Origin of the sequence: Kitasatospora papulosa (assembly GCF_000717245.1) — a bacterium.
In the GTDB taxonomy this organism is placed as follows: domain Bacteria; phylum Actinomycetota; class Actinomycetes; order Streptomycetales; family Streptomycetaceae; genus Streptomyces; species Streptomyces papulosus.
Genome location: NZ_JNYQ01000018.1, coordinates 1 through 15,556 on the forward strand (window position 1 = coordinate 1; position 15,556 = coordinate 15,556).

Annotated in this window: 16 protein-coding genes; 6 read left to right on the forward strand and 10 right to left on the reverse strand. The window is 69.7% G+C overall.

The window, feature by feature from the left end; genetic code table 11:
- Positions 1–405: 405 nt before the first annotated feature.
- Positions 406–1,047: a DNA-3-methyladenine glycosylase gene (locus IA22_RS0130500; RefSeq protein ID WP_015576648.1), complete on the reverse strand. Its 642-nt coding sequence runs from the start codon at positions 1,045–1,047 to the stop codon at positions 406–408.
- 85 nt (positions 1,048–1,132) lie between these two features.
- Here IA22_RS0130500 and IA22_RS0130505 point away from each other — a divergent pair, with 85 nt between their 5' ends.
- The 3 genes from IA22_RS0130505 (at position 1,133) to IA22_RS0130515 (ending at position 3,153) form a co-directional block, all read left to right on the forward strand.
- Positions 1,133–1,915, forward strand: coding sequence for a sporulation protein (locus tag IA22_RS0130505; RefSeq protein WP_030125456.1), 783 nt, complete (start codon positions 1,133–1,135; stop codon positions 1,913–1,915).
- A gap of 56 nt (positions 1,916–1,971) precedes the next feature.
- Entirely contained in the window at positions 1,972–2,505 is a 534-nt protein-coding gene (locus IA22_RS0130510) for a YbhB/YbcL family Raf kinase inhibitor-like protein (RefSeq protein WP_014157032.1), read from the forward strand.
- Positions 2,506–2,646: 141 nt separating this feature from the next.
- Positions 2,647–3,153 carry an HNH endonuclease gene (locus IA22_RS0130515; RefSeq protein ID WP_014157031.1) on the forward strand — a complete coding sequence of 169 codons (507 nt, stop codon included), beginning with the start codon at positions 2,647–2,649 and terminating at the stop codon, positions 3,151–3,153.
- A gap of 68 nt (positions 3,154–3,221) precedes the next feature.
- Here the strand turns inward: IA22_RS0130515 and IA22_RS0130520 are convergent, their stop codons facing one another.
- The 4 genes from IA22_RS0130520 to IA22_RS0130535 all read right to left on the reverse strand — a co-directional run bounded on the left by IA22_RS0130520 (position 3,222) and on the right by IA22_RS0130535 (position 6,426).
- On the reverse strand, positions 3,222–3,995 hold the full coding sequence (locus IA22_RS0130520) for a sulfite exporter TauE/SafE family protein (RefSeq protein WP_030125457.1): 774 nt from the start codon (positions 3,993–3,995) through the stop codon (positions 3,222–3,224).
- Between the two features lie 78 nt (positions 3,996–4,073).
- The gene (locus IA22_RS0130525; protein WP_014157029.1) at positions 4,074–5,003 is read right to left on the reverse strand and encodes an SPFH domain-containing protein; all 930 of its coding nucleotides are present in this window, start codon (positions 5,001–5,003) and stop codon (positions 4,074–4,076) included.
- Positions 5,004–5,131: 128 nt separating this feature from the next.
- A complete protein-coding gene (locus IA22_RS0130530; RefSeq protein ID WP_015576653.1) occupies positions 5,132–5,560 on the reverse strand; it encodes an NfeD family protein in 429 nt (142 codons plus the stop codon).
- 65 nt (positions 5,561–5,625) lie between these two features.
- A complete protein-coding gene (locus IA22_RS0130535) occupies positions 5,626–6,426 on the reverse strand; it encodes an ABC transporter ATP-binding protein (RefSeq protein WP_014157027.1) in 801 nt (266 codons plus the stop codon).
- A gap of 120 nt (positions 6,427–6,546) precedes the next feature.
- On the opposite strand from IA22_RS0130535, the gene IA22_RS0130540 reads away from it, so the two are divergent.
- A complete protein-coding gene (locus IA22_RS0130540) occupies positions 6,547–7,326 on the forward strand; it encodes a hypothetical protein (RefSeq protein ID WP_030125458.1) in 780 nt (259 codons plus the stop codon).
- A gap of 105 nt (positions 7,327–7,431) precedes the next feature.
- On the opposite strand, the gene IA22_RS0130545 is transcribed toward IA22_RS0130540, so the two are convergent.
- Positions 7,432–8,076, reverse strand: coding sequence for a response regulator (locus IA22_RS0130545; protein WP_014157025.1), 645 nt, complete (start codon positions 8,074–8,076; stop codon positions 7,432–7,434).
- Entirely contained in the window at positions 8,069–9,214 is a 1,146-nt protein-coding gene (locus tag IA22_RS0130550; RefSeq protein ID WP_014157024.1) for a GAF domain-containing sensor histidine kinase, read from the reverse strand. Before IA22_RS0130550 ends, IA22_RS0130545 begins: the two co-directional genes overlap by 8 nt.
- Before the next feature lie 458 nt (positions 9,215–9,672).
- Between IA22_RS0130550 and IA22_RS0130555 the strand changes: the two genes are divergently transcribed.
- On the forward strand, positions 9,673–10,419 hold the full coding sequence (locus tag IA22_RS0130555; protein ID WP_014157023.1) for a transglycosylase SLT domain-containing protein: 747 nt from the start codon (positions 9,673–9,675) through the stop codon (positions 10,417–10,419).
- A 133-nt stretch (positions 10,420–10,552) separates the two neighbouring features.
- Here IA22_RS0130555 and IA22_RS0130560 read toward each other — a convergent pair whose 3' ends face one another.
- On the reverse strand, positions 10,553–13,087 hold the full coding sequence (locus IA22_RS0130560) for an ABC transporter ATP-binding protein/permease (RefSeq protein WP_030125459.1): 2,535 nt from the start codon (positions 13,085–13,087) through the stop codon (positions 10,553–10,555).
- Positions 13,088–13,366: 279 nt separating this feature from the next.
- Here IA22_RS0130560 and serB point away from each other — a divergent pair, with 279 nt between their 5' ends.
- On the forward strand, positions 13,367–14,611 hold the full coding sequence (gene serB / locus IA22_RS0130565; RefSeq protein WP_030125460.1) for a phosphoserine phosphatase SerB: 1,245 nt from the start codon (positions 13,367–13,369) through the stop codon (positions 14,609–14,611).
- An 87-nt stretch (positions 14,612–14,698) separates the two neighbouring features.
- On the opposite strand, the gene IA22_RS0130570 is transcribed toward serB, so the two are convergent.
- Positions 14,699–15,217, reverse strand: coding sequence for a SixA phosphatase family protein (locus IA22_RS0130570; protein ID WP_014157020.1), 519 nt, complete (start codon positions 15,215–15,217; stop codon positions 14,699–14,701).
- Positions 15,218–15,294: 77 nt separating this feature from the next.
- Complete coding sequence (locus tag IA22_RS0130575) at positions 15,295–15,501, reverse strand: hypothetical protein (protein ID WP_014157019.1); 207 nt, start codon at positions 15,499–15,501, stop codon at positions 15,295–15,297.
- Positions 15,502–15,556: the final 55 nt, after the last annotated feature.

A 15,556-nucleotide genomic window follows, 5' to 3' on the forward strand; every position in this document is an offset into this window, starting at 1 on the left:
TTTTGGCACGCTGTTGAGTTCTCAAGGAACGGACGCTTCCTTCGGTCCCGTTTCACCGGGGCCCTCCGGGCGCTTCCCTTCGTTCTTGCGTTTCCGACTGTATCAGACTCTTTCGTGTCCGATTCCCGGTCGAAGCGGGTTACTGCGGTACTACTTTTCGCTTTCCAGTTCTTCGCTTTCGCGTTTCCCTTTCGGCGTGGTCACTACTTTAGCTGATTTCCTCGGCGACTCATAATCGAGTCGTTCGGACAAATTTCGGCATGCCGAAATTGCACCCGCCAGGGGTGAATCGTAGGTAGTGGTTGGCCCTCTCACGATGCTTCGACCCGGTCCGATGGACCGCGCCAAGAACAACTGCATCCGTTCAAGCGGCTCGGACTACATTAGGGAAACGGCAGGGGCGAGTCAAGTTGCGCGGCGGCGGGGCGCGTGGGCCCGGTACGGACTCACCGTCGGGTCGCCGTCGATCCAGAAGCGCCAGGGCTGGTGGGCGCCGGCTCCGCCCACACCGGTGCGCGGACCGCTCCGCACCTGGTCGGGCGAGACCGGAGATCCCTGGAGGACGGACAGCGGCCGCCGCCGGCCGGCCACCACGTCGACTCCGTTCAACGCGCGGTCGACATCGAGGGCGGTGGCCAGACGCGCGGGCCCTTTGGCCAGTTCTCTGTCATGGCGGGCCGAAAAACGACGTTTGCGGGCCATCTCCGCCCCGACGCGGATCTCCCCCGCCCGGAGCAGGACACCGCTCGCCTTGCCCTCGGGTCCGCAGACCAGGTTGAGGCAGTGCCACATCCCGTACGTGAAGTAGACGTACGAATGCCCCGGCGGGCCGAACATCACGCTGTTGCGGGCCGTCCGGCCGCGGTAGGCGTGGGAGCCGGGGTCGATCTCCCCGGCATAGGCCTCCACCTCCGTGAGCCGCAGCTCGATCGCACCCTCGTCGGTGCTCCTGACGAGCACACGGCCCAGGAGGTCGGGTGCCACCTCCAGGACCGGCCTGTCGAAGAACTCCCGCCCGAGCGGCGTGCGGTCCATGCCCTTGTCCATGGAGTCCGAGGGTACTGGGCTCGGTGCGACGGGAACCGGCTACGGTCATGGCGCGTATGTAGGGGTCAGGACCTAGGAGGAAAACATGGGCTTCAAGCGGCTGCTCGCGAGCATGGGTGCCGGCGGTGCTTCGGTCGAGACCGAACTGACCGAACTCAACGTCGTTCCTGGCGGAGTCGTCCAGGGCGAGGTACGGATCCAGGGCGGATCCGTGGCCCAGCAGATCGAGGGTCTCTCGGTCGGGCTGCAGGCGCGGGTCGAGGTCGAGGGCGGGGACCAGGAGACCAAGCAGGACATCGAGTTCGGCAAGCTGCGGCTCGGCGGTGCGTTCGAGGTGCAGGCCGGCGCGGTGCACGTCGTGCCGTTCGGTCTGGAGATCCCCTGGGAGACGCCGATCACGATGTTCGCCGGGCAGCACCTGCGCGGCATGAACATCGGGGTGACGACGGAGCTGGAGATCGCCCGCGCCCTGGACTCGGGGGATCTCGACCCGATCAACGTGCACCCGCTGCCCGCGCAGCAGGCCATCCTGGACGCCTTCGGGCAGCTGGGCTTCGGCTTCCGCAGCGCCGACATGGAGCGGGGTCACATCCGCGGCACCCGGCAGCGCCTGCCGTTCTACCAGGAGATCGAGTTCTTCCCGCCGCAGCAGTACCGGGGGCTGCACCAGGTGGAGCTGACGTTCGTCGCGGACGACCGGGAGATGGACGTCGTCCTGGAGATGGACAAGAAGCCCGGCCTCTTCAGCGAGGGCAGCGACTCCTACCGTGCGTTCAAGGTGGGTCTGAACGACTTCCAGGGCACGGACTGGGCCGCGTACCTCAACCAGTGGCTCGCCCAGGTCGGCGGACAGCGCAACTGGCTCTGATCACCCCCTAGGGTCGGTGGGAAGACATCGCACAGCCGATCAGGAGAGGTGCTGACGTGACCGAGCCGAAGAGGGCGCCGCTGCCGCACGACTTCCATCCCGAGGTCCCCCCGTTCACCGTGGTGAGCGAGGACCTCGCGCCGGGCGCCGTATTGGCCCAGGCCCAGGTGTTCGCGGCGGGGAACACCTCGCCGCAGCTGCGCTGGGAGGGCTTCCCCGCGGAGACGAAGAGCTTCGCGGTGACGTGCTTCGACCCGGACGCGCCGACGGGCAGCGGTTTCTGGCACTGGGTGCTCTTCGACATTCCCGCCACCGTGACGGAGCTTCCGGCCGGTGCGGGGAGCGGGTCGTTCGAGGGGCTTCCCGCAGGTGCCGTCCAGGCCCGTAACGACTACGGGACGAAGGAGTTCGGCGGAGCCGCGCCGCCTGCCGGGGAGAACCACCGTTACGTCTTCACGGTGTACGCCGTGGACACCGAGAAGCTCGGGCCGGACAGTGACGCCTCACCCGCCGTGGTCGGTTTCAACCTGCGTTTCCACACACTTGGCCGGGCCCAGCTGATCGGGGAGTACGCCGCCCCCGAAAGCTGAACGTTCGCCTCCCGTTTGCCCTGCCCTGGTCTTGGAGAGACCAGGGCAGGGCACTTTTTATTGCGTTGTCCATCACGGTCCGCCCGGACAGAGTTGATCCGGGCCCGCCGACAGACGGGCGGCACACGGGAGGTGGGCGGGATGCGGGACACACTTGTACTCAACGCGAGCTTCGAGCCGCTGTCGACGGTGACGCTGAACCGCGCGGTCGTCCTGATCCTGCAGGACAAGGCCGTCGTCGAGCAGTCGCATCCCGGGCTCCGTATGCGTGGTGCCGCCGTGGACATCCCGGTTCCACAGGTGATCAGGCTCTGCCGGTACGTACGGGTGCCCTTCCGAAGACACGCTCCGTGGTCCAGACGGGGGGTGCTGATACGGGACCAGCACCGGTGCGCGTACTGCGGGCGGCGGGCCAGCACCGTGGACCACGTGGTGCCCCGGGCCCAGGGAGGCCAGGACACCTGGCTGAACACCGTGGCCTCGTGCGCGGAGGACAACCACCGCAAGGCGGCCCGGACACCGGAGCAGGCCGGCATGCCGCTGCTGCGTCAGCCGTACGTGCCGTCGCCGGCGGACGCGATGCTGCTCGCGCTGGGCGCCGGCGACCGTTCGGCACTCCCGGAGTGGCTGACGCGCTCGGCGGCGTGACCGCCCCGGCCGTCCGCACGGCCGGGCTAGGAGCCCGTACCCCGTCGTGAGGGGACGGGCTCCGTGCGTCAGCGCAGCAGCAGTTGGACGATGGCCGCGGTGCCGACGACGACGATCAGGGCACGCAGGAAGCCCGGGCTGAGCCGGCGGCCGACCTTGGCGCCCACCTGGCCGCCGATCGCCGAACCCACCGCGATGAGGACGACCGCCGTCCAGTCGAAGTCCGCGACGAAGAGGAAGAAGAGCGCGGCGACGCTGTTGACGACGGCGGCGAGGACGTTCTTGACGGCGTTCAGGCGCTGCATCGTGTCGTCGAGCAGCATGCCCATCAGGGAGAGGTAGATGATGCCCTGGGCCGCCGTGAAGTAGCCGCCGTAGACGCTGGCGAGCATCAGGCCCGTGAACAGCAGAGGGCCGCCGTCGGGGCGGGCGGACGTGCCGGTGCGCTCACGACGGCGTTGCACGGCCCGGCTGATGCGGGGCTGCAGGATGACCAGGGCCAGCGCGAGGGCCACCAGGACGGGGACGATCGTCTCGAATGCCGTGGAGGGCAGGGAGAGCAGGAGGGCGGCCCCGGCGAGGCCGCCGATCAGTGCGCCGACGCCCAGCTTCAGGGTCCGGCGGCACTGGCCGGCGAGTTCCGCGCGGTAGCCGATGGCGCCGCTGATGGAGCCGGGGATCAGGCCGAGGGCGTTGGACACGGTCGCGGTGACCGGGGGCAGACCGGTGGCGAGCAGTACCGGAAAGGTGATCAACGTGCCCGAGCCGACGATGGTGTTGATCGTGCCGGCGCCGATCCCGGCGGCGAAGACGGCGAGCATTTCCCAGATGGACAAGGCCATCTCCTTCGATGGTCAGTGATGCCTCCCCGCCATGAAGGTCGAGGGGCCTCACTGATCATGCACGAAGGTGTTTCGCCGCTATTCGACCGGGGGCTGCTCCCTGCGCTCCGTACCGGTGTTGAAACCGGGTGCACCGCTGCCGAGGTTGCCGAAGGCGCCGCTGAGTCCCTTGAGCGCGTCGCCGATCTCGCTGGGCACGATCCAGAGCTTGTTGGCGTCGCCCTCGGCGATCTTGGGGAGCATCTGGAGGTACTGGTACGAGAGGAGCTTCTGGTCCGGGTCGCCCGCGTGGATGGACTCGAAGACCGTGCGGATGGCCTGGGCCTCGCCCTCGGCGCGCAGGGCCGACGCCTTGGCCTCACCTTCGGCGCGCAGGATCGCGGACTGCTTCTCGCCCTCCGCGGTGAGGATCGCGGACTGCCTGATGCCTTCGGCGGTGAGGATCGCGGCGCGCTTGTCACGGTCGGCGCGCATCTGCTTCTCCATCGAGTCCTGGATGGAGGTGGGCGGTTCGATGGCCTTGAGCTCGACGCGGTTGACGCGGATGCCCCACTTGCCGGTGGCCTCGTCGAGGACTCCGCGCAGTGCCGCGTTGATCTCCTCGCGGGAGGTCAGGGTCCTCTCGAGGTCCATGCCGCCGATGATGTTGCGGAGGGTGGTGACGGTGAGCTGCTCGATCGCCTGGATGTAGCTGGCGACTTCGTACGTCGCGGCGCGGGCGTCGGTCACCTGGTAGTAGATGACGGTGTCGATGTTGACGACGAGGTTGTCCTGGGTGATCACCGGCTGGGGCGGGAAGGGGACGACCTGTTCGCGGAGGTCGATCCTGTTGCGGATCGAGTCGATGAACGGGACGACGATGTTCAGCCCGGCGTTGAGTGTGCGCGTGTAGCGGCCGAAGCGCTCGACGATCGCGGCACTGGCCTGCGGGATGACCTGGATCGTCTTGATCAGGGCGATGAAGACGAGCACCACCAGAATGATCAGGACGATGATGATCGGTTGCATCGTGTGCCTCGTGCCCTTCGGTTGCCGACGGATCGCGGTGATCGAGGTCGATCGGTCAAGACGGTCGCATTCTCATGATGATCGACTTCGAGTTTGGCAGACTGCGGCCTGCCGTGTGACCGGTTCGCTCACATGACGACGGCCGTTGCACCGTCGATGTCCACGACGTCCACCTGCCGGCCGGGTTCGAAGATCTGGTCGGCGTCGAGTGAGCGTGCGGACCAGACCTCACCGGCGAGCTTGATGCGCCCGCCGCTGCCGTCGACCTGTTCCAGGACGACCGCCTGACGGCCTTTCAGTGCGTCGATGCCGGTGGCGTGCGGGGAGCTGCTCGTACGGTGCCGGGCCGCGATCGGGCGCACGACCGCGATGAGCGCCACCGACACGAGGACGAACACCAGGACCTGGGCGACGATCCCGCCGCCGAGGGCCGCGACGACGGCCGCCGCCACCGCTCCCACGGCGAACATCCCGAATTCGGGCATCGCGGTCAGGACGAGGGGAATGCCCAGTCCCACCGCGCCGATCAGCCACCACACCCACGCGTCGATGTCCACATGGTCATCGTAGGACCGCGGGCCCCTTCCCCGACAGGGCGCAGAGGAGGTTGGCTGTGGTGCGCCTACTGGCCGAGGGGCAGTCCGCGGGCGGTGTAGCGGTCGCCGTGGTGCTCGACGACGAGCGGCAGGCCGAAGCAGAGGGAGAGGTTCCGGGAGCTGAGCTCGGTCTCCATGGGGCCCGCGGCGAGCACCTTGCCCTGGCGGATCATCAGGACGTGCGTGAAGCCGGGCGCGATCTCCTCGACGTGGTGGGTGACCATGACCATGGAGGGGGCGTACGGGTCGCGGGCGAGGCGGCCGAGGCGGCGGACCAGGTCCTCGCGTCCGCCGAGGTCGAGTCCAGCCGCGGGCTCGTCGAGGAGGAGCAGCTCGGGGTCGGTCATCATGGCGCGGGCGATGAGGGTGCGCTTGCGCTCGCCCTCGGAGAGGGTGCCGAACTTGCGGTCGAGGTAGTCGGTCATGCCGAGGCGGTCGAGGAAGGCGCGGGCGCGCTCCTCGTCGACGGCCTCGTAGTCCTCGTGCCAGGTGGCGGTCATGCCGTACGCGGCGGTGAGCACCGTCTGCAGCACGGTCTGGCGCTTGGGGAGCTTTTCGGCCATGGCGACGCCGGCGATGCCGATGCGGGGGCGGAGCTCGAACACGTCGGTGCCGACCCCGCCGAGCCGCTCGCCGAGGACCGTGGCCGTACCGGTGCTCGGGAAGACGTAGCTGGAGGCGATGTTCAGGAGCGTGGTCTTGCCGGCGCCGTTGGGGCCGAGGATGACCCAGCGCTCCCCCTCCTTGACCGACCAGGAGACGTCTTCCACCAGAGCGCGTCCGTCGCGGACCACGGATACGTCCACCAGCTCCAGTACATCGCTCATGGCGCGTTGTCTCCCCATACAGTGTCGAGATCGTCGCGTGCCTGTGGGCACAGCTCCCAGGGAAAACCTACGCCACCCGGGGAGTGCTCAGGCCCTGGGGCCGTTCCCTAGGCTGTCCCCATGCTTTCGGAACCACGCTCAGGGCGGCTCGCCGCATGGGGAAACGCTCTTTTGGCCGGACTTGTGTCGCCGGACGACGCCGCGCTCGCGATCGTCGGCGAGGACGCGGTGCACCGGGTGGAGGGGCTGCCGGGTGAGGCGGGGCCCGTGGGGCTCACGCTGGCGCTCGGACGGCTGAGGTCGCTCGGGGCGACCGGTTTCCGGGTCGCGCTGCCGGTGCCGGGCCATCCGCTGGGGCTCAGCGGGCCGCCGGACTTCAACGCCCGGGCGCTGGAGGCGGAGGAGGCGGTCCTGACGTCCGGGGTGCCGTACGGGCTCGTACCGGAGGTGAGTGAGGCGGGGCCCGCCGGGGATCTGCACGTGGAGGTGGTCTGGTGCTGCCTGCCGGTCCGGGAGGCGCCGCCCGCCGACGTGCCGTCGCTGGGTGAGGCGGAACGGGAGCTCGCCGAGGCGTTGCGGGACGCCACGGCGGTGCTGTCGCGGCTGGACGTGGCCGGGTCCGGCCCCGTCGCGGAGGCCGCGGTGGACGCCTACCGGGCGCGGGCGGAGCGAGGACGGGACGTGCTGGCACCGGGTTACCCGCCGCGGGCGGTCCGGGTGCTGGAGCTGGCCCAGCGGGTGGGGCTCCTGGTGTCGGTGGCGCACGAGAACGGGCACGGCGGCGCGGTGAGCGCGTCCGAGATGGCGGCCCGGGGGGAGGCGCTGCGGCCGGTGGAGCGGGTGGCCAGGCGGGCGCAGGTCGCGGCGTACAACGCGTACGTGGAGGAGCGGGGGCGCTGATCGGCCGCGGGCCGTGTTGCCGGCCACGTCCACCCGGACCTCCACCGCGACCTGGCCGGGGTCGCCCGGGGCGGGGCCGGAGGGGAGCCGTCGGTACGGCTCCCCTCAGCCCGCCGCCCCGTGCCGGACCGCCCAGAGCGCGGCCTGGGTCCTGTCCGACAGGTCGAGCTTCATCAGGATGTTGGAGACGTGGGTCTTCACCGTCTTCTCCGACAGGACCAGCGCCCGGGCGATCTCACGGTTGGAGCGGCCGTCGGCGATCAGTCCGAGCACCTCGCGTTCCCGCTCGGTCAGGGTGCTCCCCCGCCCCGTGCCGTTGCCCGTGTCCTCCTGGGCCAGCAGCGCGCCCGCGACCTCCGGCTGGAGCAGGACGTGCCCCGCGTGGACCGAGCGGATGGCGCCGGCCAGGGCGTCCGGGTCCACGTCCTTGTACACGTAGCCCGACGCCCCCGCCCGGAGCGCGGGCACGACCGTGCGCTGTTCGGTGAAGCTGGTGACGATCAGGACCCTGGCGGGGTTCTCCAGCTCCCTGAGTCTGCGCAGCGCCTCGATGCCGTCCGTACCGGGCATCTTGATGTCCATGAGGACCACGTCGGGCCGCAGCTCCTCGGTCCTGGCGACGCCCTCCGCTCCGTCCGACGCCTCGCCGACCACCTCTATGTCGTCCTGGATCTCCAGGAAGGTGCGCAGTCCCCTGCGGACGACCTGGTGGTCGTCGACCAGCAGCACCTTGATGATCTTGTCAGCCACAGGGGACCTCCATCTGGATCGTGGTGCCCGTGCCGGGCTCCGAGTCGACGACGAGCCGGCCGCCGACGCCACCGGCCCGGTGCCGCATGGAGACGAGGCCCAGGTGCCGGCCCGCGCGCCGGACGACGTCCGGGTCGAAGCCGCAGCCGTCGTCGGTGATCCGCAGCACCGCGGTGGTGGTGCTGCGGGCGAGGCTGACGTCGACCTGCCCGGCACCGGAGTGGCGCAAGGCGTTGTGCAGGGCTTCCTGGGCGACCCTGAGCATCGCCTCCTCCTGAGCGGCCGGCAGGGCCCGCACACCCGCGCTCGTGAAGGTGACGCGCGCACTGTGGGCCCGGTCCAGCACCTGGACCTGGGTACGGAGCGTGGCGACCAGACCGTCCTCGTCCAGGGCCGCGGGGCGCAGCTCGACGACGGCCGCGCGCAGCTCGTCCACGGCTTCCCCGGCGAGGGTGGCGACCTGCTGGAGCTCGCCCTTGGCCCGCACCGGGTCGCGGTCGACGAGCGCCGCCGCGGCCTGTGCGGTCAGCCGGAGCGAGAAGAGCTTCTGGCTGACGGCGTCGTGCAGCTCATGGGCGAGCCGGGAGCGCTCCTCGGCGATGGTGAGCTCGCGGCTGCGTTCGTAGAGCCGGGCGTTGGTGAGGGCGATGGCCGCGTGCTGGGCGAGGATCTCCAGGAGTTCCTCGTCCTCCTCCGTGAAACCGCAGCCGCCCGTGGGCCTGGGGCATCGCTTGTTGGCCAGGAAGAGCGCGCCGATGGTCTCGTCGCCGTCCTGGATCGGCAGGCCGAGGAAGTCGGACATGTCGGGGTGGGCGTCGGGCCACCCCTCGAACCGGGGGTCCTTGCGGACGTCGGCGAGGCGCTGGGGCTTCGCCTCGTGGAGCATCGCCGCCAGGATGCCGTGCTGGCGGGGCAGCGGTCCGATGGCCTTCCACTGTTCGTCGCTGACGCCGTCGACGACGAACTGGGCGAAGCCTCCGTGGTCGTCCGGCACACCGAGGGCGGCGTACTCGGCGTCGAGCAGTTCCCGGGCCGAGGCGACGATCGTCTTGAGGACGTCCCTCATCTCCAGGTGCCGGTTCATGGCGAGCAGCGCCGCGCTGACCGCGGCGAGGCCCGACGGCGGGCGATGACTCATGCGCTCACCGTACCGGCGGGGGCGCAGGGGCCGTATCGGGCTGCGGACCTCCCCCGTACGGGGCCTCGGACCTAGGCCGAAGTGCGGTGCCCGGCTTCGGCGCAGGGGTGGGGCGGGACGCCCGCCCCACCCCTCCCTCTGCCCTAAAAGCCCCTTACGTTCCGCATCGCTGTAGCAACTATTTGTGAGCGCCGAGGGGGTCTGATGTGAGCCCAGGCATAGGGCCCACGTCACTTACGAAGAAGGATAGTTCTCCCAAATCGGGCAAGTCGCCAAGGCTCAAACCGGACAAGGAGGGATTAACAAGACCCCCTTCCACTATCCAGCTTCGTACGTCACACCTTTGCCAGGCCATTTTGCTGGCGCTAAGAATTGCATCTGTCCCCGACGGAGATGCCCCCGGCTCTTCCGTCTGCGTCCTCGCCGAGGACCCCTGCTATTCGAAGAGGTACGACTGTATGTCCGTGTCCCGCATCTCCAGCCGTAGCCGTCGTCTGAACAAGACGCAGAAGCTCTCCGTCGCGGGGGTCTCCACCCTGGCCGCCGCCGCTGTCGCCTTCTCGCTCGTCCCGAACGACGCTTCGGCCACCACGGAGCCGCAGGCCGCCGCTGCCGCCGCGCCCGTCGCCTACACCGGCTCGCAGACGCAGAGCCTCAAGGCCACCGGTCTGAGCCAGAACACGACGGCCGAGCGTCTGGCCAAGACCGCCGACGCGGCCAAGGCCAAGGAAGAGGCCGCGAAGAAGAAGGCCGCCGCCAAGGCGGAGGCGAAGGCCAAGGCCGTCGCCGAGGCCAAGAGCAAGGCCGCCGCGAAGGCCAAGGCCGACGCGAAGAAGCGTTCCGCCAAGAAGGCCAGCCGCGCCGCCGACCGCAAGCCGGTCTACGCGAACAACCTGGACGGCTGGATCCGCGAGGCCCTGTCGATCATGCACGAGAAGAAGATCCCCGGTACGTACGAGGGCCTGCACCGCAACATCATCCGTGAGTCCAGCGGTAACCCGCGCGCCATCAACAACTGGGACATCAACGCGATCAACGGCATCCCCTCGAAGGGTCTGCTGCAGGTCATCAAGCCGACCTTCGACTTCTACCACGTCAAGGGCACCAAGCACGACCAGTACGACCCGGTCGCCAACATCACCGCGGCCGCCAACTACGCCGCGGACAAGTACGGCTCGATCGACAACGTCGACAGCGCGTACTGAGCCACGCACCGAGCAAGGCCTGGCATAGCGGGCCCGCCGGTCCGCAGCGTCGCGTGACCGGCCGGCACATGCCGAAGGGCGGCACCCCACGGGGTTGCCGCCCTCGGGCGTTTCCGGGTCCGGTGCGGGCCCGTTACTTGCGCATCACCTCGGGCTCGTGGCGCCGCAGCATCCGGGAGACCGCGACGAAGAGGACGGCGCTCATGACGAGCATGACCGTGATGTTGATGCCCCACTGGCCGGCCGTGTGCTCCCACAGCGGATCCAGGTCCGTCGGGTTCTTCGGGTCCCACGGCGGCATGAGGTGGGCGAGGTCGAGCGTCGTGCCGGCCGCGGCGACCGCCCAGCGCGAGGGCATCAGCCAGGCGAACTGCTCCAGGCCCGGCGAACCGTAGACCTGGAAGAGCACACCGGTGAACACGACCTGGACGATGGCGAACATGACGAGCAGCGGCATCGTCTTCTCGGCGGTCTTCACCAGCGCGGAGATCATCAGGCCGAACATCATCGAGACGAAGCCGAGCACGATGATCGACACGCAGATCTCGGCGGCGGGAGGCATGAACAGGCCCTCCTCCGGCAGCTGGCGGGTGGAGAAGCCGATCCCGCAGATGATCACGCCCTGCAAGGCCGTGATCACGCCGAGGACGATCACCTTGGACAGCAGATAGGCGGAGCGGGAGAGGCCGGTGGCCCGTTCCCTCTCGTAGATCACCCGTTCCTTGATCAGCTCTCGTACGGAGTTGGCGGCGGCGGCGAAGCACATGCCGACCGCGAGGATCAGCATGATCGTTCCGGCCTTGCCGTTGAACCGGGAGGGCGGATCGGGCTCCGCCAGGCCGAACTCGGCGGGGATGACCACGCTGACGACGCCGAGCACGGCGGGCAGCAGCACCATCAGGAGCAGGAACCCCTTGTCGGACGCGATCACCGAGATGTAGCGGCGCATCAGTGTCCAGAGCTGGGCCGCCCAGCCCGACGGCTTCGGGGGGCGGATCTGCTGCGGCGGCGGCATGTGCACGGGCTGCACGGCGACGGCATCGATGTCCGCGGCGTACATCTGGTAGTGCTGCGAACCGCGCCAGCGGCCCGCCCAGTCGTAGTCGCGGTAGTTCTCGAACGCGGAGAAGACGTCGGCCCAGCTGGTGTAGCCGAAGAAGTTCAGGGCCTCCTCGGGGGGCCCGAAGTAGGCGACGGACCCGCCGGGCGCCATCACCAGGAGCTTGTCGCAGATGGCCAGCTCGGCCACGGAGTGCGTGACCACCAGGACCGTGCGGCCGTCGTCGGCGAGGCCGCGCAGCAGCTGCATGACGTCGCGGTCCATGCCGGGGTCGAGGCCCGAGGTCGGCTCGTCCAGGAAGATCAGCGACGGCTTGGTCAGCAGCTCCAGGGCGACCGAGACGCGCTTGCGCTGACCGCCGGAGAGCGAGGTGATCTTCTTGTCGCGGTGGATGTCGAGCTTGAGCTCGGCGAGGACCTCGTGGATCCGGGCGGTGCGCTCGGCCTCGGTGGTGTCCGCGGGGAAGCGCAGCTTGGCCGCGTACCGCAGAGCCCGGGTGACCGTGAGCTCCTTGTGCAGGATGTCGTCCTGCGGGACCAGGCCGATGCGCTGCCGGAGCTCGGCGAACTGCTTGTACAGGTTCCGGTTGTCGTAGAGGACGTCACCCTGGTTGGCGGGCCGGTAGCCGGTGAGCGCCTTGAGCAGGGTGGACTTGCCGGAGCCCGAGGGACCGATCACGGCGATCAGGGACTTCTCCGGGACACCGAAGGAGACGTCCCTGAGGATGTCCTTGCCGCCGTCGACGGTCACCGTGAGGTGGCGGGCGGAGAAGGAGACCTCACCGGTGTCGACGAACTCTTCCAGCCGGTCCCCGACCAGCCGGAAGGTCGAGTGACCGACGCCGACGATGTCGTTCGGGCCGATGAGGGCGGAGCCGGACTTGCTGAGCGGCTGGCCGTTGACGTAGGTCCCGTTGTGGGACCCGAGGTCGCGGATCTCGAACCGGCCGTCCGGCGTCGCCCGGAATTCGGCGTGCAGACGTGAGACCTGGAGGTCGGAGACGACCAGCTCGTTCTCCAGCGCACGGCCGATGCGCATCACGCGGCCGAGGTCCAGCTGGTGGAACGTGGTCGGGCTGCGGTCCCCGTAGACGGGCGGAGTACCCGCCCCGCCGCCGGGCGCACCGCCGCGGTTCTGCTGGTGCGGGACCGGAGGCTGCTGCTGCGGTGCCTGCTGCCAGGCGGGCTGCTGCGGGGCCTGGTGTGCGGGAGCCTGCTGCGCGGGGGCGGCGGGCCAGGCCGCGGCGCCCTGCGGCTGCTGCGCGGGAGCCTGTCGCGCCTGCGGTGCGGGCGCTCCGGCGACCGCCGCCGCGGTGAGGTCCAGCCGAGGTCCGTCGGTGGCGTTGCCCAGGCGGACGGACGTTCCCGCGGCGATCTCCGTCTGCTGGACGCGCCGGCCCTGCACATAGGTGCCGTTGGTGCTGCCGTGGTCCTCGATGGACCAGCCTCGGCCGTTCCAGCTGATCGTGGCGTGCCGCCACGAGACCCTGGCGTCGTCGATCGTCATGTCGCCCTGCGGATCACGTCCGAGGGTGTACGACCTGGACGGATCGAGCGTCCAGGTCCTTCCGTTCAATTCCAGTACGAGTTCCGGCACTCCGCGCCCCACTAGTTGTCCCCCGAGTCGCCCCCGTCGCAGGGAGCCTAGGGATGCTGAACATCGTGGGGAACTATTCCAGGAGCGGTCCCGTAACGGAAAGCCGGGCGGCGTGAAGACCGCGCGGAGGCTCCTCGGCACCGCTGCCGAGTCGGGAGGAATCAGCCCGGAGCACCCCATCCCAGGCGCGCTCGCGCGGGCTCGGGGCGCCGTCGGAATCCGGCCACGGGCTGTCCGCCACTCGGGACGGCCTCTGGACCCGCCCCCGCAGCCCTATACGGTGGGACCACCATGAGCGCATCTCAGCCACCTCGGTCTCCTGAGTCCCCCGAGCCCCCGCGAGGCACGGACGCCCCCACACTTCTCGTCAAGATCTTCGGGAAGGACCGGCCGGGTATCACCGCCGGGCTCTTCGACACCCTGGCCGCCTACGCCGTCGACGTCGTGGACATCGAGCAGGTCGTCACCCGTGGCCGCATCGTGCTGTGCGCCCTGGTGACCTCGCCGGAGCCCGGCACGACGGAGGGCGACCTCCGGGCGACCGTGCACAGCTGGGCGGAGTCCCTGAAGCTGCAGGCCGAGATCATCTCGGGTACCGGCGACAACCGTCCGCGCGGTGACGGGCGTTCGCACGTGACGGTCCTGGGGCACCCGCTCACGGCCGAGTCCACGGCGGCCATAGCGGCCAGGATCACCTCCACGGGCGGGAACATCGACCGCATCTTCCGTCTGGCGAAGTACCCCGTCACCGCCGTCGAGTTCGCCGTGTCCGGCACCGGGACCGAGGACCTGCGGACCGCCCTGGCGCCGGAGGCCGCCGGGCTCGGCGTCGACATCGCCGTCGTGTCGGCCGGACTGAGCCGCCGGGCCCAGCGGCTGGTCGTCATGGACGTCGACTCCACGCTCATCCAGGACGAGGTCATCGAACTCTTCGCGGCCCATGCCGGCTGCGAGGCCGAGGTCGCTTCGGTGACCGAGCAGGCGATGCGCGGCGAGCTCGACTTCGAGCAGTCCCTGCACGCGCGGGTGGCGCTGCTGGCGGGGCTGGACGTGTCGGTGGTGGAGAAGGTGCGGGCCGAGGTCAGGCTGACTCCCGGTGCGCGCACCCTCATCCGGACGCTCAAGCGGCTCGGCTACCAGGTGGGCGTGGTCTCGGGGGGCTTCACCCAGGTCACGGACGATCTGAAGGAGCGTCTCGGGCTCGACTTCGCCTCGGCCAACACGCTGGAGGTCGTCGACGGCAGGCTCACCGGCCGGGTCGTGGGTGACATCGTGGACCGGGCGGGCAAGGCGCGGCTGCTGCGGAGCTTCGCGGAGCAGGCGGGGGTCCCACTGGCGCAGACGGTGGCGATCGGTGACGGCGCGAACGATCTGGACATGCTGAACACGGCCGGTCTGGGAGTCGCCTTCAACGCCAAGCCGGTCGTCCGGGAGGCCGCGCACACCGCGGTGAACGTCCCGTTCCTCGACACGGTGCTCTACCTGCTCGGGATCACCCGCGAAGAGGTCGAGGCCGCCGACGGACTGGTGGACTGACCGCGCGGGGACGACATGAGGGGCGCCGGCACACGATCGTGTGCCGGCGCCCTTCGTACGTGGTGCTCCGTCGTCGGGCGCCCGGTGTCAGTCGTTCGGCGTCCAGTACTCGACGAGCTTGCCCACCCCGTGCTCCAGGCTCTTCCAAGGACCGGAGAACTCCACGACGGCATACGCGGCGGTCGGGAAGCCGTCCCTGGTCATGCGGGCGAGCGCGTCGCCCTCGGCCGTGCCGGAGAGCGCGTCGGCGGCACCGTGCATGCCGGGGTTGTGGGCGACGACCAGCAGATTGCGCACGTCGTCGGGGGTCTCGCCGAACAGGGCGATCAGTTCACCGAGGGAGGCCTCGTAGAGCCTCTCCTCGTACACGGTCCTGGGGCGCTGCGCGAACTCGTGGACCGCCAGCTTCCAGGTCTCGCGGGTCCTGGTGGCGGTCGAGCACAGAGCGAGGTCGAAGACGGTTCCTGAGTCGGCAAGCCTGCGGCCGGCGACGGGGGCGTCCTTCCTGCCCCGTTCCGCCAGTGGCCGCTCGTGGTCGGAGTCCTGCGACCATTCCGCCTTTGCGTGCCTGAGAAGGACGATCCTGCGAGGTGTATCGGCGCTCATACACCTCAGCTTCGCACGGATTACGCGTCCGGGCGCAGGGTGTTGACATGCTCGCCCACGAGGCCTTTTCGTGCGGATCAGACGGCGAGCAGCGCCAGGATGCGCTCCACCAGGCGTCCGATCACGGGGGCGCCGGTGTCCGCATGGGCCTGTCCGGGTTCCACGATCAGCAGCAGGAGCACGGCGAAGGCGAGGGCGGGAAGCGTGACGGCCCACCACGGCAGCCGGACCTCGACGGCGTCCGTGGACGGGCGGTGGGTCCGGGTGTGTGTACGGGCCGGCATGTCCGCCTCCGTGGGGTCCTCGGCTGTGTCACCTCGAACCTACGGGCGGCGCGGT